The 20,365-nt window shown below is 68.5% G+C and carries 21 protein-coding genes; 8 read left to right on the forward strand and 13 right to left on the reverse strand.

What is annotated here, in order from left to right; translation table 11 throughout:
* Nucleotides 1–64: 64 nt before the first annotated feature.
* Nucleotides 65–985: a glycerophosphodiester phosphodiesterase family protein gene (locus tag HZ989_RS09305; RefSeq protein ID WP_209320570.1), complete on the forward strand. Its 921-nt coding sequence runs from the start codon at nt 65–67 to the stop codon at nt 983–985.
* Here the strand turns inward: HZ989_RS09305 and pyrC are convergent, their stop codons facing one another.
* The 4 genes from pyrC to ruvX are packed head-to-tail and all read right to left on the reverse strand — an operon-like array spanning nt 986 to nt 4,654.
* Nucleotides 986–2,263, reverse strand: coding sequence for a dihydroorotase (gene pyrC / locus HZ989_RS09310; protein ID WP_209320571.1), 1,278 nt, complete (start codon nt 2,261–2,263; stop codon nt 986–988). It lies immediately after the preceding gene.
* A complete protein-coding gene (locus HZ989_RS09315; RefSeq protein ID WP_209320572.1) occupies nt 2,260–3,240 on the reverse strand; it encodes an aspartate carbamoyltransferase catalytic subunit in 981 nt (326 codons plus the stop codon). Before HZ989_RS09315 ends, pyrC begins: the two co-directional genes overlap by 4 nt.
* Nucleotides 3,241–3,263: 23 nt before the next feature.
* Nucleotides 3,264–4,187: an AEC family transporter gene (locus tag HZ989_RS09320; RefSeq protein ID WP_209320573.1), complete on the reverse strand. Its 924-nt coding sequence runs from the start codon at nt 4,185–4,187 to the stop codon at nt 3,264–3,266.
* Nucleotides 4,187–4,654 carry a Holliday junction resolvase RuvX gene (gene ruvX, locus HZ989_RS09325; protein WP_209323088.1) on the reverse strand — a complete coding sequence of 156 codons (468 nt, stop codon included), beginning with the start codon at nt 4,652–4,654 and terminating at the stop codon, nt 4,187–4,189. The genes HZ989_RS09320 and ruvX overlap by 1 nt, the downstream gene beginning before the upstream one ends.
* 73 nt (nt 4,655–4,727) lie before the next feature.
* Between ruvX and HZ989_RS09330 the strand changes: the two genes are divergently transcribed.
* From HZ989_RS09330 to gatA, 3 genes are all read left to right on the forward strand, one after another.
* The gene (locus HZ989_RS09330; protein WP_209320574.1) at nt 4,728–5,249 is read left to right on the forward strand and encodes a hypothetical protein; all 522 of its coding nucleotides are present in this window, start codon (nt 4,728–4,730) and stop codon (nt 5,247–5,249) included.
* Between the two features lie 87 nt (nt 5,250–5,336).
* Nucleotides 5,337–5,624 carry an Asp-tRNA(Asn)/Glu-tRNA(Gln) amidotransferase subunit GatC gene (gatC, locus tag HZ989_RS09335; protein ID WP_209320575.1) on the forward strand — a complete coding sequence of 96 codons (288 nt, stop codon included), beginning with the start codon at nt 5,337–5,339 and terminating at the stop codon, nt 5,622–5,624.
* Nucleotides 5,625–7,103, forward strand: a complete 1,479-nt coding sequence (gene gatA / locus HZ989_RS09340) for an Asp-tRNA(Asn)/Glu-tRNA(Gln) amidotransferase subunit GatA (RefSeq protein ID WP_209320576.1) — start codon at nt 5,625–5,627, stop codon at nt 7,101–7,103.
* A 5-nt stretch (nt 7,104–7,108) separates the two neighbouring features.
* On the opposite strand, the gene HZ989_RS09345 is transcribed toward gatA, so the two are convergent.
* The 3 genes from HZ989_RS09345 to HZ989_RS09355 form a co-directional block, all read right to left on the reverse strand.
* The gene (locus HZ989_RS09345) at nt 7,109–7,495 is read right to left on the reverse strand and encodes a hypothetical protein (RefSeq protein WP_209320577.1); all 387 of its coding nucleotides are present in this window, start codon (nt 7,493–7,495) and stop codon (nt 7,109–7,111) included.
* A gap of 232 nt (nt 7,496–7,727) precedes the next feature.
* Nucleotides 7,728–8,069, reverse strand: coding sequence for a hypothetical protein (locus HZ989_RS09350; RefSeq protein ID WP_209320578.1), 342 nt, complete (start codon nt 8,067–8,069; stop codon nt 7,728–7,730).
* 234 nt (nt 8,070–8,303) lie between these two features.
* Nucleotides 8,304–8,696: a hypothetical protein gene (locus HZ989_RS09355; RefSeq protein WP_209320579.1), complete on the reverse strand. Its 393-nt coding sequence runs from the start codon at nt 8,694–8,696 to the stop codon at nt 8,304–8,306.
* 104 nt (nt 8,697–8,800) lie between these two features.
* Between HZ989_RS09355 and gatB the strand changes: the two genes are divergently transcribed.
* A complete protein-coding gene (gatB, locus tag HZ989_RS09360; RefSeq protein ID WP_209320580.1) occupies nt 8,801–10,303 on the forward strand; it encodes an Asp-tRNA(Asn)/Glu-tRNA(Gln) amidotransferase subunit GatB in 1,503 nt (500 codons plus the stop codon).
* A 15-nt stretch (nt 10,304–10,318) separates the two neighbouring features.
* Here gatB and xseA read toward each other — a convergent pair whose 3' ends face one another.
* Nucleotides 10,319–11,908 (reverse strand): exodeoxyribonuclease VII large subunit, encoded by a 1,590-nt coding sequence (xseA, locus tag HZ989_RS09365; protein ID WP_209320581.1) that lies wholly within the window; start codon nt 11,906–11,908, stop codon nt 10,319–10,321.
* A gap of 64 nt (nt 11,909–11,972) precedes the next feature.
* On the opposite strand from xseA, the gene HZ989_RS09370 reads away from it, so the two are divergent.
* Complete coding sequence (locus HZ989_RS09370) at nt 11,973–12,128, forward strand: hypothetical protein (protein WP_209323159.1); 156 nt, start codon at nt 11,973–11,975, stop codon at nt 12,126–12,128.
* A gap of 48 nt (nt 12,129–12,176) precedes the next feature.
* On the forward strand, nt 12,177–13,454 hold the full coding sequence (gene purD, locus HZ989_RS09375; protein ID WP_209320582.1) for a phosphoribosylamine--glycine ligase: 1,278 nt from the start codon (nt 12,177–12,179) through the stop codon (nt 13,452–13,454).
* Nucleotides 13,455–13,457: 3 nt separating this feature from the next.
* On the opposite strand, the gene HZ989_RS09380 is transcribed toward purD, so the two are convergent.
* Nucleotides 13,458–14,111 carry a murein L,D-transpeptidase catalytic domain-containing protein gene (locus tag HZ989_RS09380; protein WP_245162331.1) on the reverse strand — a complete coding sequence of 218 codons (654 nt, stop codon included), beginning with the start codon at nt 14,109–14,111 and terminating at the stop codon, nt 13,458–13,460.
* A 149-nt stretch (nt 14,112–14,260) separates the two neighbouring features.
* On the opposite strand from HZ989_RS09380, the gene HZ989_RS09385 reads away from it, so the two are divergent.
* Complete coding sequence (locus tag HZ989_RS09385) at nt 14,261–15,577, forward strand: amidohydrolase family protein (protein ID WP_209320584.1); 1,317 nt, start codon at nt 14,261–14,263, stop codon at nt 15,575–15,577.
* Here HZ989_RS09385 and lpxK read toward each other — a convergent pair.
* From lpxK to HZ989_RS09405, 4 genes are read right to left on the reverse strand one after another with little or no spacing between them, the layout of a single operon-like run.
* Entirely contained in the window at nt 15,562–16,569 is a 1,008-nt protein-coding gene (gene lpxK, locus HZ989_RS09390; RefSeq protein ID WP_209320585.1) for a tetraacyldisaccharide 4'-kinase, read from the reverse strand. The genes HZ989_RS09385 and lpxK overlap by 16 nt on opposite strands.
* Complete coding sequence (locus tag HZ989_RS09395; RefSeq protein WP_209320586.1) at nt 16,566–17,849, reverse strand: 3-deoxy-D-manno-octulosonic acid transferase; 1,284 nt, start codon at nt 17,847–17,849, stop codon at nt 16,566–16,568. Before HZ989_RS09395 ends, lpxK begins: the two co-directional genes overlap by 4 nt.
* Entirely contained in the window at nt 17,846–18,532 is a 687-nt protein-coding gene (locus tag HZ989_RS09400; RefSeq protein ID WP_209320587.1) for a lysophospholipid acyltransferase family protein, read from the reverse strand. The genes HZ989_RS09395 and HZ989_RS09400 overlap by 4 nt, the downstream gene beginning before the upstream one ends.
* A gap of 1 nt (nt 18,533) precedes the next feature.
* Nucleotides 18,534–20,360, reverse strand: coding sequence for an ABC transporter ATP-binding protein (locus HZ989_RS09405; protein WP_209320588.1), 1,827 nt, complete (start codon nt 20,358–20,360; stop codon nt 18,534–18,536).
* Nucleotides 20,361–20,365 lie beyond the last annotated feature (5 nt).

The following is a 20,365-nucleotide window of genomic DNA, read 5'->3' on the forward strand; positions in this document are numbered from 1 at the left end:
GGGTTACGGGCGATCCGATCGAAGGATATGAGGGCCTCAATCCGCTGCTGCTTCCGGTGTTGCCATGATCCGTCTTTCGCTTGCGACCGTTCTGATGGCTTCGACCGTCGCCGGATGTGCTGGCGCGCCGCCGGTTGCACCCGCATCCGCCCCACAGCTGGCTGCCTATTTCGACTGCGTGCGCGAGCGTGGCGGTATCGCGATCTCGGCGCACCGGGCCCAGTCGGGCGAGGATCAGCCGGAGAACTCCATCCAGGCCATCGAGGCGACCGGGCGCGCCATTCCAGGCGCGATCCTGGAGATGGACGCGACCCTGACCCGGGACGGGGTGCTGGTGATGATGCACGACGACAGTCTGGACCGGACGACGACGGGGCGGGGGCGGGTCGCGGACAATACGCTGGCCCAGGTGAAGGCCGCGCGGCTGAGGGCACCCGACGGCACGCTGACCGATGCCGCCCCGCCGACGCTGGAGGAGGCGCTGGCGGCGGCCGGGCGGGTCGGCGCCATCGCCTCGATCGATCTGAAGCCGTCCAGCGAGGCGGCGACCCTGGCCCTGGCGCGTCAGGTCGTGGATCAGGTGCGGCGCTCGGGGGCGCAGGCGCGGGTGATCCTGATCACCTATACGGCCGAAAGCGCGCGGGCGGTGGCGGCCCTGGCCCCCGAGATGATGATCTCGGCCGGACTGGACGATGTCTCCGGTCTGGACGGTCTGAACGCGGCGCAGATCCTGGCCTGGACAGGGGCCGGCGAGCCCAGGCCCGCTCTGTGGCGAGCGGTCGGCGAGCGGGGCGTGGAGGCGCAGTTCGGAACCCTGGGCGCACCGGGGCGACGGCTGGACGACGTCTATGCGGCCGATGGGGATGTGTCGGAGTATCGGGCGCTGTTCGAGCAGGGCGTCACCGTGATCGCGACCGACGCGCCTCTGGCGGTGAAGGGCGTGCTGGGTGCGGAACTGGCGGCAGTGGGGCGGTGCGCGCGTTAGTCAGGTCGAATAGACGGTCCGCCCGCCGACGACCGTCATCTCGACGCGGCCCTGAAGGCGGCGGCCGTCGAAGGGAGAGTTCTTCGACTTCGACCGCAGCGTCGCCGCATCGACAACCACCGGGGCGGCGGGGTCGAACAGGATCAGGTCCGCAGGCGCTCCGGGGGCGAGCGTGCCGGCGTCGAGGCCCAGCAGGGTCGCGGGGCCGTGGGTCAGGGGACGCAGCACGTCGAGCAGGTCGAGGCCTTCCTCGTGATGCAGGCCGAGGGCGGCCGGCAGCAGGGTCTCCAGACCGACGGCACCCGGCGCGGCTTCCGCGAAAGGGCGGCGCTTGTCCTCGGCGGGGGCGGGGGTGTGGGCCGAGGTGATCGCCTCGATCAGACCGTCGCGGACCGCCTCGATCAGGGCGCGGCGATCGCTCTCGGGACGCAGCGGCGGGTCCAGCCGGAAGAAGGTCCGGTAGTCGCCGATATCGATCTCGTTGAAGCACAGGTGGTTGATCGAGACGCTGGCCGCGACCTCCAGTCCCCGCCCCCGGGCGCGGGCCAGGACCTCGAGCGCCGCCTCGGTGGAGATCTGGTCGACCAGGAAGCGGGCCCCGGTCTGTTCGACAAGGGCGAGATCGCGCTCCAGCTGGATGCGTTCGGCGATGGCGGGCGCGCCGGACAGACCGAGCCGGGTGGCCAGTTCGCCCGAGGTGGCCACGGCACCTTCCGAAAGCCAGGGGTCGGCGGGGCGGCAGGCGATCAGGGCGTTGAAGGCCGAGGCGTAGGCCATGATCCGCGACAGCACCCGGCTGTCGGCGATGACGTGGTCGCCATCGGTGAAATAGAGTGCGCCGGCCTCGTGCATCAGGCCGATCTCGGCCATCCGCTTTCCGTCGCGGGCCCGGGTGGCGGCCCCGGCGACGCGGACGTTGACCAGATTCAGGGCCGCGCCCCGACGCTGGATGAAGTCGACCATGGCCGGATCGTCGACGGCGGGGTCGGTGTCGGGCTGGATGACGATGGTGGTCACGCCCCCGGCGGCGGCCGACAGGCTGGCGGACTTGAGCGTCTCCTTGGGCTCGGCCCCCGGCTCGCCGGTGCGGACGCGGATGTCGATCAGGCCGGGCGACAGGCACAGGCCCCCGGCGTCGATGACGCGATCTGCCGTGGGCGTCGCGGGGCCGCGCTCGACATGGGTGATGACGCCGTCCTCGATCAGGACCGCGCCGGGACCGTCATAGTCCGAGGCGGGATCCAGCAGGCGGGCGTTGACGATCGAGAGGCTGGTCATGCCGCGCCCTCCAGCCGGGTCGAGAGGGAGGCGAGGACGGCCATTCGGGCGGCGACGCCCATTTCGACCTGATCCTGGATCAGGGAGACGGTCAGGTCGTCGGCGACGTCGGAATCGATCTCCACACCCCGGTTCATCGGCCCGGGATGCATGACCTTCGCGCCGGGGTTGGCCCAGGCGAGTTTTTCGCGGTCCAGGCCCCAGAAGCGGAAATACTCGCGGGTCGAGGGGACGAGCGCCCCGTCCATCCGCTCCAGCTGCAGGCGCAGCATCATCACGACGTCGCAGCCCTTCAGCCCCTCGCGCATGTCGTGGAAGACCTCGCAGCCCCAGCGATCGGCGTCGCCGGGGACGAGCGTCGGCGGGCCGATCAGGCGGACGCGGGCCCCCATCATCGACAGCAGGGCGACATTGGAGCGCGCGACCCGGCTGTGGGCGATGTCGCCGCAGATGGCCACCGTCAGGCCGCCGACATCGCCGAACGCGCGGCGCAGGCTAAGCAGGTCCAGCAGAGCCTGGGTGGGATGTTCGTGTCGACCGTCACCGGCATTGACGACCGCGCAGCCGACCTTCTGCGACAACAGGGCGGCGGCGCCGGAGGCCGAATGGCGCACGACCAGGATGTCGGGGCGCATGGCGTTCAGTGTAACGGCGGTGTCGATCAGGGTCTCGCCCTTCTTCACCGAGGAGGCCTGGACCGGCATGGTGACGACGTCCGCCCCCAGCCGTTTGGCCGCGATCTCGAACGAGGAACTCGTCCGGGTCGAATTCTCGAAGAACAGGTTCAGAACCGTGCGGCCGCGCAGCAGGTCCAGCCCCTTGGTCGATTCGCGGTTCAGATCGACGAAGACGTCGGCGAGATCGAGCAGGGCAAGCGTGAACGGCGGATTGAGGTCGCCCGCGGCCAGGAAATGGGGTTTCGGAAACGGGACCAGCCGGTCGGCGATCAGGTCGGCGGCGACAGCGGTATGGGTCATCAAAGCCCGGCTATAGACGGGTCTTACGCCAGATGGAACAGGGCGAGGGCCACGGGGATGCCGAGCGCGCTGCCGACCGTGGTCAGGGCGATGATCCCGGCCATCAGGGGCGCATCGCCGCCCATCTGACGGGCCAGCAGATAGGCGGCCGCCGCGCCGGGCGCTGCGCCGCACAGCAGGGCGGTCGCCTGGGCCAGTTCGTCGCCGCCATAGAGCACGCACAGGCCCCACATCAGGGGCGGCATGACCATCAGCTTGACCACGGTGACGCCCACGACGGTCCATTTGCGCCGCGCCACCTCGGCGAAACTCAGGCCCGCGCCCGCGACGATCAGGCCCAGCGGAAGGGCGGCACCGCCCAGCAGCTTCAAGGTGTCGGAAATACCCGGGATGGGCGGGACGTGGAGGACGTTCAGCGCCAGCCCGGTCAGGCAGGCGACCAGGATCGGATTGGCCAGCATGGCCTTCGCCAGGGCCAGCGGCGACACACCGTGCTGGTCGGTGCCCCAGCGGGCCAGGACGGCGACGCAGGCGATGTTGGTCACCGGGATGATGCAAGCGATCATGACAGCGGCCAGGGCGAGGCCCTCGGCCCCGTAGACGGACTGGATGACCGGCAGGAAGACGAAGCTGTTCCAGCGAATGGTGCCCTGGAACACACTGGTGAAGGCCGGACCGTCGATCTTCAGCAGCGGCCTGGCCAGCAGGGTCAGTGCGCCGACGATGAGGACGGCCGTGACCGCCGATCCGCCCGCCGCGCCCGCGCTGGCGCCCGACAGGTCGGCGTTCCAGATCGCCGGGATCAGGAAGCCGGGATACAGAAGGTTGATCGACAGCTTCTCGATCGGCCGCCAGGTGGCGTCGGGCAGGAAGTCGGATTTTCGCAGGCCATATCCGATGGCGATCAGGATAAAGACCGGGACGACGCCGGCGATCAGGGCCAGCATCAGCCGTTCCTGACCCGGTCCAGCGCCCCCTGGAGGATCCAGGCGGCGGCGGTGCGATCCACGACGTCCGCACGGCGTTTGCGGGACAGGTCCAGTTCCCCGATCAGGAACCGCTCGACGGCCGAGGTGGACAGGCGCTCGTCCCAGAAGGCCACGTTGACCGGCCGGAACCGCTCCAGATTGCGGGCGAAGGCTCGACAGGACTGGGCGCGGGGCCCCTCGGTGCCGTCCATGTTGACCGGCAGGCCGATGATGAGAGCCGAGACCTTCCTGTGGTCCATCAGCCTGAACAGGGCCTGTGCCTCGGCCGTGAATCTGGATTTGCGGATCAGCTCCAGCGGGCTGGCGATCATGCGCGAGGTGTCGGACGTGGCCACGCCGATGGTCGTCTCCCCCAGGTCCAGCCCCATCCAGGCGGTGTCGGGCGGGCAGGCGGCGGCGAGGTCGGTGAGATTCAGGACGGGCACAGTCGGGGCGGTAGGCGTTGCCATTCCGGCTGTCAAAGGCGAGGGTGCCCTTAACCACAACGGAGGGCTATCCATGTCGCGTTACCGGGTTCTGGCCGCCGCCCTGGCCGGCGTGATGGCCGCCACGGCCTGCAATGCCCAGCCGGAGGTCAAGGTCACGACGACGACGGAGGCGGCCGCCACCCCGCAAGCCGCTCCGCTGACCGCAGCGGGCGCGCCCAAGACCCTGTCCGTGGAGGCCGGGGACGACGGCCTGATGTCGGCCGCCAGCGTCGTGCGGGTCGACTGGGTGGCCGAGGACGGGGCCAAGATGTTCGGCACCGCCGGCGGCGATCCGGCGATGAACGGCCTGTACAGCTACATCGCCTTCTTCGGCAGTCCCGCAGATGGATGGGCCGTGTTCAGGCTGGGCGATTTTCTGGATTACACCGTGCTGTCGTCCTCGGCAGGGCGGGTCGACCTTGACCTGCACGAGAGCACCCTGAACGAGGCGACGGCCGAGATCGGCAGCCGCCATCGCAAGGTGATCGTGTCCTGGACCGTGCCGGCCGAGGGCGAGACCCCGACGTCGATCACGGTGACGCCTGCGTCCTGACGGGCGGCAACTTGTGCGGGGCGGTCCTTGTGCGTCGGGGGGCGGGCGGCTAATCCCGCCCGCTAAACCTCTCGACTGGAGGGCCGCATGGCCATCGACGCCGCGACGGTGAGGAAGGTCGCCCACCTCGCCCGCATCAAGACCCCCGACGACCGGCTGGAGCCCCTGGCCGGCGAACTGAACGCCATCATGGCCTGGATCGACCAGCTGAACGAGGTCGATGTGGCGGGCGTCGAGCCGATGACGTCGAACGTCGCCCAGCCGCTGCGGCTGCGCGACGACGTCGTCACCGACGGTGCGCGGGTCGAGGCGGTGCTGTCGAATGCGCCGAAGTCTGCCGACGGCTTCTATGTCGTGCCCAAGGTGGTCGAATAGATGTCGGACCTGACCAAGCTCACCCTGAAGGCCGCGGTCGACGGGCTGAAGGCCAGGGCCTTTTCGTCCGAGGAGATCACACGCGCTTTCCTCTCGAACATCGAGGCCGCCAACCCGACGCTGAACGCCTATGTCCAGGTGACCGCCGACAAGGCGATGGCGATGGCCAAAGCCTCCGACGCGCGGATCGCCTCGGGCGACGCCGGTGCCCTGGAAGGCGCGCCGCTGGGCATCAAGGACCTGTTCTGCACCGAGGGCGTGCAGACGACGGCCGGGTCCAACATGCTGCGCGGGTTCGTGCCGCCCTATGAATCGACCGTGACCGCCAACCTGTGGCGCGACGGGGCGGTAATGCTGGGCAAGCTGAACATGGACGAGTTCGCCATGGGCTCGTCGAACGAGACCTCTGCGTTCGGGCCGGTCCTGAACCCTTGGAAATCAAAGGCCTCGAACGCAGACCTGACCCCGGGCGGAAGCTCGGGCGGGTCGGCGTCAGCGGTGGCATCGGACCTGTGCCTGGCCGCGACGGCGTCGGACACCGGCGGATCGATCCGCCAGCCCGCCGCCTTCACCGGAACGGTCGGGATCAAGCCGACCTATGGCCGGGCCAGCCGGTTCGGCATGGTGGCGTTCGCCTCGTCTCTGGATCAGGCCGGGCCGATCACGAAGACGGTCGAGGACGCGGCCCTGATGCTGCGGTCCATGTGTTCTTTCGATGTGAAGGACTCCACCAGCCTTGATGTCCCGACGCCGGACTGGACCACTTCGGTCGGCCAGTCGGTTAAGGGCCTGCGGATCGGGGTGCCACGCGAGTATGTGGTGGACGGCATGCCCGCCGAGATCCAGGCCCTGTGGGATCAGGGCGTGGCCTGGCTGAAGGACGCCGGCTGCGAGATCGTCGACATCAGCCTGCCGCACACCAAATACGCCCTGCCGACCTATTATATCGTGGCCCCCGCCGAGGCGTCGTCGAACCTGGCCCGCTATGACGGGATGCGGTTCGGGCACCGGGCGGAAAAGGCCTCGTCCCTGACGGATCTGTACGAGACCAGCCGGGCCGAGGGCTTTGGCACCGAGGTCAAGCGGCGGCTGGTGATCGGGGCCTATGTGCTGTCGGCGGGTTTCTACGACGCCTACTATGTCCGGGCGCTGAAGGTGCGCCGCCGGATCGCCGAGGATTTCGACAGGGTCTGGGGCCAGGTGGACGCCATCCTGACGCCGTCCACCCCGTCAGCCGCCTTCGCTATCGGCGACAAACAGATCGACCCGGTGACGATGTATCTGAACGACGTCTTCACGGTGACGGCCAATCTGGCCGGCCTGCCGGGGATTTCCGTGCCTGCGGGTCTGGATTCCAACGGCCTGCCCCTGGGTCTTCAGGTGATCGGCAAGGCGCTGGACGAGGCGACCGTCTTCCAGGTGGGCGCGGCGCTGGAAAACGCGGCCGGATTTTTGGTCCGGCCGCAGACGGGGTGGTAGGCGCACTAATGGACCTCATTAGGATGATGGTATTCCATCGACGAGCGCCAGGCGAACTCATCCATATGACGAAATTCTTCGTCCAAGTCTCGCCACTGCTCAAAGGTCATGGGGAATACGCCAGAGACTGGTCCATGGTTTACAAGACTTCTATTAAGCTCAGTGATAGTCATTTTCCTATACTCCTCCCACCTCTCATCGATTAAACGATTGATGGAGGGCCAGTACCTCTCGACAACAGCCCAACACACCGGTTGATATTTTGTCGCTTCGATTTGATGATCCACCGAGCAGACGTGTTGGGTCGCAATGACTGTCGGCACGGCCGAGGCGGTGAGGGGAGTGCCGGCCACGAGGGCGACGGCGGACAGGGCGGCGGCGAATTTGCTCATGGGTATCCTCTCGAAACAAAGCGAAGGATGACAGGTGGTTCTTGAGGCGCTCAAGACAGAACGTTCCGCCTCGGCCCCTGCGCGGCCAGCTAGTGACCCCGACCGACACCTGGACCAAGTGTCAAAATCTGATCCAGGGCCGGAGCAGGGCCCTGCAAATCGGCCGTGGGCAGGGCCGACCGCTGGTGGTGAGGGACTGATCCTCGGGCGTTGAGGACCAGTCCGGTTTCACTCAGTGGGCGGGCTGGGCGGCCAAGGCTTTCAGATCGGCGTCGATGGCGTCAACGATCGTCTGGGTGAGGGCGCCGCCAGAGATGGGCACGACCTGTTCAAGCGTCATGTCCTGAAACTGGGGTCGGGCGGGATGCTGCGACACGCCCGGCAGGTGCTTTTCGAGCACGGCGGCGGTGGTCGGGTTTTCCAGCAGATCCTTGATCGAGGAGTTGACGGTCGGCAGGGCGGCGTGGTCCGCGTGCGCGGCGTGGTCGGCCGGCGGTGCGGCCGGCGCGGTCTGGGCCGAGGCGGTGGTAGCAGCGGCGACGAGCGCGGCGGTGGCGAGGATGGCTTTCAGCATCTGAGAGGGTCCTGGTTGGAGATCGGACGAAGAATGACCCGGAAATCGTGACGCACTCAAGACAGAACGTTCCGCCTCGGCCCCTGCGCGGCCAGCTAGTGACCCCGACCGACACCTGGACCAAGTGTCAAAATCTGATCCAGGGCCAGAGCAGGGCCCTGCAAATCGGCCGTGGGCAGGGCCGACCGCTGGTGGTGAGGGACTGATCCTCGGGCGTTGAGGACCAGTCCGGTTTCACCGAATGATTTCACTCCAGAGGCCGCGCAGGTCATTCAGATCGGCGTCGATGGCGGCGATGATCGCCTGGGTGACGACGGCACCGCCGGACAGGTCCGCGACCTCTTGGAGGTTCATGCCCTCGAACAGGGGTCGGTCGGGATGCTGGGACACGCCGGGCAGGTGCTTTTCGAGCACGAAGGCGGTGGCCGGATTGGCCAGCAGAGCCTTGATCGAGTGGTTGATGGTCGGCAGGGCGGCGATGTCCTTGAGCGTGGCGTCGAGGGGCGGCAGGGTGGCGAGGGCCGCGTCCGCGGCTTGGTCGGCCGGCGGCGTGGCCGGCGCGGTCTGGGCCGAGGCGGCGGTGGCAGCGGCGACGAGCGCGGCGGTGGCGAGGATGGCTTTCAGCATCCGAGAGGGTCCTGGTTGGAGATCGGACGAAGAATGACCCGGAAATCGTGACGCACTCAAGACAGGAACTTTCGCATTTCCGCCCGGAGCGCTAATCTGGTTCGATGACTGACACGCTCGAGACATCCAGGCTCATCCAGGGCCGCACCGGCCTTTGGGAAATCGTCATGGGGCTGGAGATCCACGCCCAGGTGGCGTCGAAGGCCAAACTCTTCTCCGGCGCGGCCGTCGGTTTCGGCGCGGGGCCGAACGAGCAGGTATCGCTGATAGACGCGGGCTTTCCCGGCATGCTGCCGACCCTGAACGGCCACTGCGTCGAACAGGCGGTGAAGACCGGGCTGGGGCTGAAGGCCGTGATCAACAAACGCAGCCAGTTTGACCGGAAGAACTATTTCTATCCCGACCTGCCGCAGGGCTATCAGATCAGCCAGCTGTATTTCCCGATCGTCGGCGAAGGCGTCGTCGAAGTGGAGGCCGAGGACGGGTCGTTCTTCAACGTCGGCATCGAGCGGCTGCATCTGGAGCAGGACGCCGGAAAGCTGATCCACGACCTGTCGCCGACGGAGAGCTATGTCGATCTGAACCGGGCGGGCACGGCCCTGATGGAGATCGTCTCGCGCCCGGACATCCGGTCGCCGGAGGAGGCGGTCGCCTACGTCAAGAAGATCCGGACCATCCTGATCTATCTGGGGACCTGCGACGGGGATATGGAGAAGGGCAACCTGCGGGCTGATGTGAACGTGTCCGTGTGCCGCGCTGGAAACTATGAAAAATTCAAGGCGACGGGTGACTTCAGCCATTTGGGGACCCGTTGCGAGATCAAGAATGTGAACTCGTTCCGGTTCATTTCCCAGGCCATCAACTATGAGGCCCGGCGTCAGATCGAAATCCTGGAGGACGGCGGCAAGATCGTTCAGGAGACCCGGCTTTACGATCCGACCGCCGGCGAGACGCGGTCCATGCGATCGAAGGAAGAAGCGAACGATTACCGCTATTTCCCCGATCCTGATCTGTTGCCGCTTGAACTGGAACAGGCCTGGATCGACGAGATCCGCGCGAACCTGCCGGAACTGCCGGACGACAAGCGTCGGCGGCTGATTGCGGACTATGGGCTGTCTCAGTACGACGCCGTGGTGCTGATCTCCGAGCAGGCCAAGGCGGACTATTTCGAGGCGGCCGCCAGGGGGCGCGATGCCAAGCTGGTGGCCAACTGGGTGACCAACGAGCTGTCGGCGCGGCTGGCGGCGGACGGCAAGGATTTCTCGCAGAGCCCGCTGCCTGCCGCCCATGTCGGCGAGCTGGTGGCCCTGATCGAGGAGGGGGTCATCTCCTCCAAAATCGCCAAGGAGGTGTTCGACCACGTCTGGTCCGGCGAGGGCTCGCCCCGTCAGGTGGTCGAGGCGCGCGGCCTGGTCCAGGTCAATGACACAGGGGCCATCGAAAAGGCGGTGGACGAAATCATCGCCGCCAATCCGGACAAGGCCGCTGCGGTCGCCGACAAGCCCCAGGCCATCGGCTGGTTCGTCGGCCAGGTCATGAAGGCCACCGGCGGCAAGGCCAACCCGGCCAGCGTGAACGAAATCCTGAAGGCCAGACTGGGTTTGTAGACGGCTTCTCGCCGATCAGAACAGACGGCCCTGGTCGACGGGGCCGGGGCGGGGCTTGATCGACGATCTGGGAGCGGCCGCAGCGCCATCGATGGTCGCCGCGCGGGTTCCGTCGGCGAAGTTCAGGGTGACGGCCTGACCCGGCGACAGGGCGGCGGCGGAGGCGATCATCTGTCCGGTTTCGTCATCGATCCGGGCGAAGCCAGGTTTGGGACGACGGGGGTCCAGGCTCGCAAGGGCGCGGGCGAGGGCGGCGAGGCGGTCGGAGGCGCGATCGATCATCTGGTGCGGAAGGCGATCAAGGCGGGCGGTCGCGGTCGTCAGACGGGTCGTGCGCTGTTCCAGACGATGCTGGAGCGGGGCGGGGGACAGTCTGCCGCTGACCTGCAGCAGCCGACGCTCATGCCGGGCCGCGTTGGAGGCCAGACCGGCGACGAGACGGCCGCCCTGTCCGTCCAGTCGGGCCGTTCGCTGTTCGACGGCGCGGTCCAGCAGGCGGGACGAGAACCGGCCTCCGACCCCGACCAGCCGACGATGATGCCGTTCGACATTGCGTCCGAGGCCAGACCCCAGACGGCTGGCGGCATGGTCGAGGCGCTGCTGGGCCAAAGCGACCAGTTCCTCCGGCCGGGCGGGCAGGCCCCGGGCGACGGCGCGCAGGCGGACGCGACGATCCTCCAGCAGGCGAGCGCCCGCGCGGTCGAGGCGGCGCTCGAGGTCGGTGACGGCAGCCCGCAGGTCGGCCAGCACCGGCGTTGCGATCTCGGCCGCGCCGGTCGGCGTGGGCGCGCGGCGGTCGGAGACGAAGTCGATCAGGGTGGTGTCGGTCTCATGCCCTACGGCCGAGATGATCGGGAGGGTTGCGGCGGCCACGGTGCGGGCGAGGCCCTCGTCGTTGAAGCCCCAGAGATCCTCGACCGAGCCGCCGCCGCGCGCGACGATCAGCAGGTCGGGGCGAGGGATGGGACCGTCCGGCCTCATGGCGTCGAAGCCCCGGATGGCGGCCGCGACCTGGCCACAGGCCGCGTCGCCCTGGACGACCACGGGCCAGACGATCACATGGCAGGGCCAGCGTTCGGCGATGCGGTGCAGGATGTCGCGAATGACCGCCCCCGTGGGGCTGGTGATGACGCCGATGATGCGGGGGTAGAGCGGAATGGGGCGTTTGCGGCCCGACTCGAACAGGCCTTCCCCGGACAGCTTGACCTTCAGCCGCTCCAGCTGCGCCAGCAGGGCACCCGCCCCCGCCGCCTCCATCGATTCGATCACGATCTGGTAGCTGGACCGGGCGGGATAGGAGGTGATCTTGCCGGTGACGATGACCTCCAGCCCCGTCTCGGGCTGGACGCCCAGGCCGCGGGTGGAGCCCTTCCAGACGACGCCGTCGATGGCGGACTTGTCGTCCTTCAGCGTCAGATAGATGTGACCCGAGGCGTGGCGGTTGACCTTGGAGATCTCGCCCCGCAGCCGCACATGGCCGAACCGGTCCTCCAGCGTGCGCTTCAGGGCGAAGGACAGTTCGGAGATCGACAGGGGGGGATTGTTGTCCCGTGCGGGCGCAGGCTTGGCCTCGGCGGGCCCGGCGAAGACGTAGTCGTCGGTCATGGGGGCAGTCTATGGCGCGTTGGCGCGTGCGCAAACCACCGCATTGGGATTATGCTTCCCGGTCATGAGCGATGAACGTATGCCTCCCCGAGAGACCGACGACCCACGCGAGCGCGATCTGGCCCGGCGCAGCGGCAATCCGTCGGTGTCGATCTGGTTGATCCTGATGGCGATCGTGCTGCTGGGCGCGGTCGTCTATGTGGCATCCGCAGTCCTCTGACGCCCCACTGCCCTTGACCGCCCGGCGTGGCGCGGCCATTGCGCGGGCATGGATATCCTGCTCGTCGGATCGGGGGGGCGTGAGCACGCCCTGGCCTGGAAAATCAGCCGGTCGCCTCTGGTCGACACGCTTTACTGCGCGCCCGGTAATCCCGGCATGGCCAGGGTCGCGACCTGTCTGTCGGACTACAAGGCCAGCGACGCCGAGGGGCTGACGCGACTGGCGCGCGAGCTGAAGGTCGGGCTGGTGGTGGTCGGTCCCGAGGTGGCATTGGAGGCCGGGCTGGCCGACCGGTTGAACGCGGCGGGCATTCCCTGTTTCGGGCCGACGGCCGGGGCGGCACAACTCGAGACGTCCAAGGCCTTTTCCAAGGCCTTCATGGCGCGGCACGCGATCCCGACGGCCCACTATGGCGTCTATGACCGCGTCGCGGATGCCAGGGCCGCGCTGAATGTGTTCAAGCCGCCCTATGTGATCAAGGCCGACGGGCTGGCGGCAGGGAAGGGCGTGGCGATCAGCCCGGATCGGGCCGATGCCGAGGCCGAGATCGAGCGGATGCTGGGCGGCCGGTTCGGGGCAGCCGGGGCGCGCGTCGTGATCGAGGAGTTCATGGAGGGAGAGGAGGGCTCCCTGTTCGCCCTGTGCGACGGCCAGCGCGCGGTCCTGTTCGGCGGAGCCCAGGATCACAAGCGGGCCTTCGACGGCGACCTGGGGCCCAATACGGGCGGCATGGGGGCCTATTCGCCCGCGCCGGTGTTCGACGAGGCGCTGGTGACGGCGGCGAACCAGCGGATCGTTCAGCCGACGCTGGAGGCCATGGCTCTGGAGGGGACGCCCTATCGCGGGGTGCTCTATGCCGGGCTGATGTCGACGGACGAGGGTCCGCGGGTGGTGGAGTTCAACGCCCGCTTCGGCGACCCGGAATGCCAGGTCCTGATGATGCGGATGGCGGGGGACATCGTGCCCTATCTGCTGGCCTGCGCGCTCGGGGATGTGTCGGGGCTACCGGAGCCGGTGTTCAAGACCGGGACGGTGATCTGCGTGGTGATGGCGGCCAAGGGCTATCCCGACCACCCGACCGAGGGGACGATCATCCAGGGGGCCGAGCAGGACTTCGGCCCGCATGTGCAGGTCTTCCACGCCGGGACGCACCGCGACGCGGACGGCAGGCTGACGGCTGCCGGCGGGCGGGTGCTGAACATCTGCGCCGAGGGCAAGGATATCGTCGAGGCGCGCGAGCGGGCCTATGAGGCGGTGCGGATGATCGACTGGCCGGGCGGCTTCAACCGGACCGACATCGGCTGGCGGGCGCTGGAGCGTAAGTAGGCGTCAGACGGCGGCGTACAGCAGCCGGCCCTCGCCCATCCGCTCGCGCAGCATCGGCAGGTCGGTGTGGGCGGTGGAGAAGCAGCCGTAGCTGCGGCCCAGCTTGCCCTCGCGGGCCAGGAAGGCGGGGTCCGCATAGTCCGCGCCGTGGACGATGATGGCGCGGTCGCGCGCCAGGTTGTTGGTGTATTCGAGGCCGTCCAGCAGGACGTTGGGTCCCTGCTGCGATCCCCAGCCGGCCCCGGCGGTGGCGAAGGCCCCGACCGAGGACATGTAGCTCTCGGGCTGGTTGGAGAAGGTACGGGCATAGCCGGAATGGTCCGGGTCGGAGCCGCGGCCGTGGCAGGTGCGGAAGGCGGTGACGCGTCCGGCGATCAGATCGACCTCATAGAGGCGTTCCTCGCCGGAGAATTTCTGGAAATCGACCAGGTACATCCGGTCGCGCAGCGGGATGCGCGGGTGATGGACGTCCAGGGCGGCCATGGCCCTGGCCATCAGGGCGGGGCGGACCAGGCGCTGGGGGTCGAGCGGCGGCGGGGTGATCTGCGGGATCGGGGCCAGGGGACGGGGTGCCGGAGCCTGGGCCAGAACGATCGGCGTGACGGCGGCGGGTGCCGAGGCGCAACCGGCGAGCATCGCCGACCCGCCCAGAATCATACCTCGTCTCGATAGCCGCATGCGACGCCCTCGTAGCGGTTTGTCCGAAGTAACGACTTGTTTCACAAATCCGGCCCCGCGTTCAAGGGCGACCTTGGTTCTGTTCCCGACCCGCGTATGGTCGAGACCACACAAAAGGGGAGAGATCGATGAAGTTCGCACTCGTGGCCGCGATGGCCGTCATGGCCATCGCAGGCTCTTCGCAGGCGCAGCAGGGCCCCACCTCACAGGCTTTACCCGCGGCGGGCGAAACCACGTTCGTTCAGGCGGGGCGGCTTCTGGCGGACCCCGAAAGCGGCATTGTGCTGCGCGATAAAACTCTCGTGATCGTCGGCAATCGGGTCACCGAAATCCGCGACGGCTTCGTCGGCGAGGGTCATGTGGTCGACCTGCGCGACTCGTTCGTGCTGCCCGGCCTGATCGACAGCCACGTGCATCTGACGTCGCAGCAGAGCCCGTCGGGGCGTCTGGACGCCGTGACGCGCGATTCCGCAGACAGCGCGATCATCGGGGCAGGGTTCGCGCGGCGCACGCTGATGGCCGGGTTCACCACTGTGGCCGATCTGGGCGGCAACAACGATGCCGTCTTCGCGCTGCGCGACGGAATCCGGCGGGGCGATGTGGTGGGACCGCGTGTGATCGCGGCCGGTTCATCCGTATCGATCCATGGCGGACATGGAGATGTGAACGGCTATACCGACGACATCATGCACCTGCTGTCGCCCGAGAGCGTCTGTTCCGGCGCAGATGACTGCATGCGGGCGGTTCGGCTGCAGGTCCGGGCCGGGGCCGACATCATCAAGATCACCGCAACAGGGGGCGTGCTGTCCAATACCGCTGCCGGTCTGGCCCAGCAGTTCACGGACGCCGAGCTGGCCGCCATCGTCGAGGTGGCGCACCGGATGGGTCGCCAGGTGACCGCCCACGCCCACGGAGCCGACGGCATCAACGCCTTCCTCGAGGCCGGCGGGGATTCGATCGAACACGGCACCTATCTGGACGACGAATCGATCCGGCTGTTCCGATCGCACCGGGCCTATCTGGTGCCGACCCTGCTGGCGGGCGACTTCGTGGCACGGGTCGCCTCGGGGCCGGATAACTTCTTCACCCCGGCCCAGACCGCCAAGGCGCTGGAGGTCGGGCCGAAGATGGTGGACATGGCCCGTCGGGCCCATGACGGCGGGGTCATGATCGCGTTCGGGACCGATTCCGGGGTTTCGGCGCATGGCGACAATGCCCAGGAGTTCGCGCTGCTGGTGCGGGCGGGTCTGTCGCCGCTGGAAGCGATCCAGGCGGCGACCAATGTCGCGGCGGCCCACCTGCAGATTTCCGGCGAGGCGGGTCGGATCGCGGTCGGGATGCCTGCGGACATCGTGGCGGTCGAGGGCGATCCGCTGACCGACGTCACCAGGCTGGAGCACATGGCCTTCGTGATGAAGGGCGGGGTCGTCTATCGCGAGGAGTGAGCCAGCAGGGCCCTGAGCCCCGCCTCGTCCTCGAACCGGGCGGCGACGGGCCATGAGGTGACGCGGGTCCGCCAGTCGGGCGGCAGACGGACCCAGTCCTTCTCGGTCGTGATCAGACCGGCGTCGAAGACGGCGGCGCGATCGGCGAGGAAGGCGAGATCCCCGGGCCGGTAGGCGGCGTGGTCCGGGAAGGGCACGAAGTCGGGGAGTTCGGCCCCAGCCGCCTTCAGGGCGCGCTCGACTTTCCACGGCTTGGCGATCCCCGCGAACCCGACCAGAGGACCGGCGGGCGGGGCCTGGGCGGGCTCCAGACGGGCGATGAAGGTCGGCAGGGCACCGAAGGTCGCCAGCAGTTCGGGATCGGCGGGCGGGGCGTCGGCCGGCAGCAGAACGACGACAGCATCGGCCCGGGCCAGACCGGCCGCCATGGGTTCCCGCATCGGGCCGGACGGAAACACCGACCCGTCGCCGAAGGGCCATTCGCCCTCGCGTGTTTCGCCGTCCACGACGAGCAGGCTGAGCGTCTTGTGCAGGGACGGATTCTGGTGAGCGTCGTCGAGGACCAGCGCCCGAGCCCCCTCCGACACGGCGGCCCGCGCGCCGGCGACGCGGTCTCGGGCAATCCAGACCGGCGCCTCTGCCGAAAGCATCAGGGGTTCGTCGCCGACATCGGCGGCGGTGTGAACGGCGGGGTCGACCCGGACCGGCCCGTCCAGACGGCCGCCATAGCCGCGCGACAGGGCCTGGGCCTCGATACCTGCGGTGCGGAGCAGCCGAAGGACCTCCCGCGCGACCGGGGTCTTCCCCGATCCACCGACGGTCAGATTGCCGATGGAGAGGACCGGGATGCCGACGTCCACGGGGGTGGCACGGGCGATCCGCCGTGCGGTGGCGGCGGTCCAGATCCAGGAGACGGGTTTCAGCAGGGTGCGGGCCACGCGGCCATGGCGGCCATGCCGTTCATACCACCAGCGTGGCGTGGACAGGGTCATCGGCGCACCGGGGGGAGCAGGGGCTGCAGGGCCTCCCACAGCCGGTCCAGACCGGCTCCCGCCTCTGCAGCGGCGCGGCGGCCCCGGTCGCCCATGGCGCGGGCAGCGGAGGGATCGCTCAGCAGAGGCAATACCACGCCCGGCAGATCGCCCGGTGTGGCGACCACGGCCAGGCCACCGGCTGAGGACAGGTCAGCGGTCACGGCCTGCCAGTTCGAGGCGTCGGGGCCGGTGACGGCGGGTTTGCCCAGCCGGGCGGGCTCAAGCGGATTATGTCCGCCCCAGGGCTCGCGACCGAGGACCGGGCCGAACGAGCCGCCCATGACGACCACGTCGGCCAGACGCAGAAAAAGGCCGAGTTCGCCCAGGGTGTCGGCGACATAGAGGTCGGTCTCGCCATCCGGCATGGCATCCCGGGACCGCAGGGCGAAGCGGTAGCCGTCGCGGGTGAGGGTGGTGGCGATCTCGGGCCCTCGCGCGGGGTGGCGCGGGACGATGATGAGGCACAGGCGTTCGGCGAGGCGATCGAGGGCGCGGACGATGGCGATTTCCTCGCCCTCATGGGTCGAGGCGGCGACGATCACCGGCCGATCCCCGATGGCGGCGCTGAGGGTGGTGAAGGCAGCCGTGTCGTGCGGCAGCGGCCCACCGGAGAGCTTCAGGTTCACCTGACCGTCGATGCGCGCACCGAGCGCTTTCAGGCGATCTGCCGAGGTCTCGTCCTGGGGCATGATCAGGGCAAAGGCCTTCAGTAGTTCTCGCGCCGACGCGGGAATGCGGCCCCAGCCTTGGGCGGTCTTTTCGGTGATCCGCGCGCTGACGAGGGCCAGCGGAATCCTTCGTGCGCCTGCGCCGAGGATCAGGTTGGGCCACAGCTCGCTCTCGACCAGGACGCCCAGGGAGGGTCTCCAGTGGTCGAGAAATGCGGCGACGGCATCCGGGCCATCGACGGGGGCGAACTGATGGATGACGCCGGGCGGAAGGCGCCGGGCCAGCAGGTCGGCAGAGGTCACCGTGCCGGAGGTGACGATCACCGTCAGGTCCGGGCGGCTCTCCACCAAGCGCTCTACCACGGGCAGCAGCGACAGGGTCTCGCCCACACTGACGCCATGCAGCCAGACCAGGTCGCCATCGGGTCGGGCGAGACGCGAGACCCCGAGGCGTTCGTCGACCCGGACGGCGTCCTCCTTGCCCTGTTTGACGCGGGCGTCGAGCAGGCGCGGTGCCAGGGGCTCCAGCAGGCGGGTCAGCAGCCGATAGACGGCGAGCGGCAAAGTCACAGCCGCTCCAGCCCCGTCATCGCGTCGGCGCGGGCCTCCACGGCCGTCAGCCGCCCGGTCCACGGGCCGGTCACGTCCGAGAGGGCCGCTCCAGGGGGGAAACGGGCGATGTCATAGACGATGGCTCCCCGGCCGAAGGGCAGGGGCAGCAGGGCGCGGTCCCAACTGTTCAGGCGGACGGCCGGATTGCAGCTCATGCCGATGAACAGGACCGGTGCCCCGGACATCCGGGCCATCAGCGGCAGGCCCTCGGCCATCACCCGCACCGGTCCGCGTGGACCGTCTGGCGTGACGGCGAGCGCCCCGATCCTGAGCTGTTTCAGCCCGTCGCGAAGGGCCCGGGATCCGCCCTTGGCCGCATCGGCCTTGTCCTTGTTGGCGGACGAACCGCGCACGGCGGGAAACCCCTGCAGCGCCACGGCCCTGGCGATGAACTGGCCATCGGGGCTGAGGGAAATCAGGGCCTTGGCGGGCTGTGCCTTGTCGAGAGGCCAGCAGGATGGCGAGAGCCCGATGCGCGAATGCCAGAAGGTGCAGAGCACGCCGCCGCCTGCCGCCCAGACGCCCTCGGCATGCTCGCGGCCCTCGTATGACCAGCGGATCGTGGCGAAGCAGAACCGCATCCAGGCGGCCAGGACGGACGACAGGATGATCTGGATGATCGGGTTGCGAAGGGGCCGCACGTCACGCGACCGTAGCGACGGCGGGCGTGCCGTCCAGCGACTGCTGACGCGCCAGGCGGCTGTAGAGACCGCCTTTCCTGACAAGCGCAGCATGGGTGCCGCTCTCGACGATGCGGCCGGCCTCGAGCACCAGAATGCGGTCGGCGTGCTGAACGGTGGACAGTCTGTGGGCAATCATCAACGTCGAGCGACCGGCCATCAATCTCTCCAGCGCGACCTGTACCAGGGCTTCGCTTTCGGTATCGAGCGCAGAGGTTGCCTCGTCCAGCAGCAGGATGGGTGCGTCTTTCAGGAAAGCGCGGGCGATGGCGATTCGCTGACGCTGGCCGCCAGACAGGCGCATGCCGGCCTCGCCGGCACGGGTCTGGTAGCCTTCCGGCAGTGCAGTGATGAAGTCATGAGCGGCCGCGGACCGGGCGGCCGCGGCGATCTGTTCGACCGTCGCGCCCGGGCGGCCGTAGGCGATGTTGGCGGCGATGGTGTCGTCGAACAGGAACGGCTCCTGGGTCACCAGGGCGATGCGGGCGCGCAGGTCGGTCAGGCTGAGGTCGCGCAGATCGACCCCGTTGATGGTAATGGAGCCGCCGGTGACGTCGTAGAAGCGCGGAAGGAGGCTGAGCAGGGTCGACTTGCCGCCACCGGACGGGCCGACCAGGGCGACCGTCTCCCCCGGCGCGACTGTCAGGGCTACGTCCGATATCGTCGGGGCCGTGGACGAATAGGCGAAGGAGACCTGGTCGAACACGACGGTGGCCGGGCCTTCGGGCAGAAGGACGGGCGATGCGGCCTGACGGATTTCCGGCTCGATATCCAGCGAGGCGAACAGGCGACGCGCAGCCGTCAGGCCCTCGATCATCACGGTCTGCAGGTTCACCACCTGACGCAGCGACTGGCCCGCCAGCATCAGCAGGCCGATGAAGGCGGCGAAGGCTCCGACACTCATCTCGCCGTCGCGGGACTTCCAGCCGGCATAGGCCATGACGGTGGCGACGATGATCATGGCCACGAGGTTGCTGAAAGGCCCGGCGAAGGCACGGCTGTCGGCGCTCTTGATGACGTGCTTCTGGCGGCGGGCAACGACGTCGCCGACGCGGGCCTGTTCGGCGGCCTCGCGGTTCTCCAGCTTGATCAGGCGAACCCCGTCGAGGTTTTCCATCAGGGCGGTTGAGAGGCTTTCGGTCTCCTTCATCGCGCCGACCGTGGCCTTGCGCGTGCGTTTGGAGAACCGTCGCAGCACGAAGCTGATCAAGGGGACGCCCAGCAATACGACCAGGGTCAGCTGCCAGTCGATGAAGGCCATGCCGACGATCACGGCCAGCAATGTCACCGCGTTCTGGGTGTAGTTGACGACGCCCGAGGTGAAGGCCTCGCGAACCAGATTGGCGTCGAACAGGACCGACGACACGAAGCTGCCGGTGTGCTGGCTGCGCAGGCGGGCCAGGTCGGCGCGGATCATGGCCCCGAACAGCCGGACCTGTATATCGCCGACGATGCCGTGACCCAGCCGGTTGACCAGGGCGGCCTGGCCCAGCGAAGCGAGGGTCCAGAGGAAGGCGACGGCGACGATCGTTGTGGGGATCCAGATCAGGGTCTGGCCGGGCGGAACGGGAAACAGGCCCCACAGCCTGATGGGCGCGTCCGGATCGACGAACAGCCCGTTGATGGCCGGCTCCAGCAGCTTCAGCGTCAGAGCGTTCAGGCCGCCCGCCGCGACGGCGCACAGGATCGAGGTGAACAGCGCCGCCTTGTGATGCGAGAGGTAGTCACGCCAGATCCGCGCCAGCAAAGGGCGCAGAGGGGCCTTCTCGTCGGATACGGGCGAACTCATCGGCC

This window comes from Brevundimonas sp. AJA228-03, from assembly GCF_017795885.1.
Classification (GTDB): domain Bacteria; phylum Pseudomonadota; class Alphaproteobacteria; order Caulobacterales; family Caulobacteraceae; genus Brevundimonas.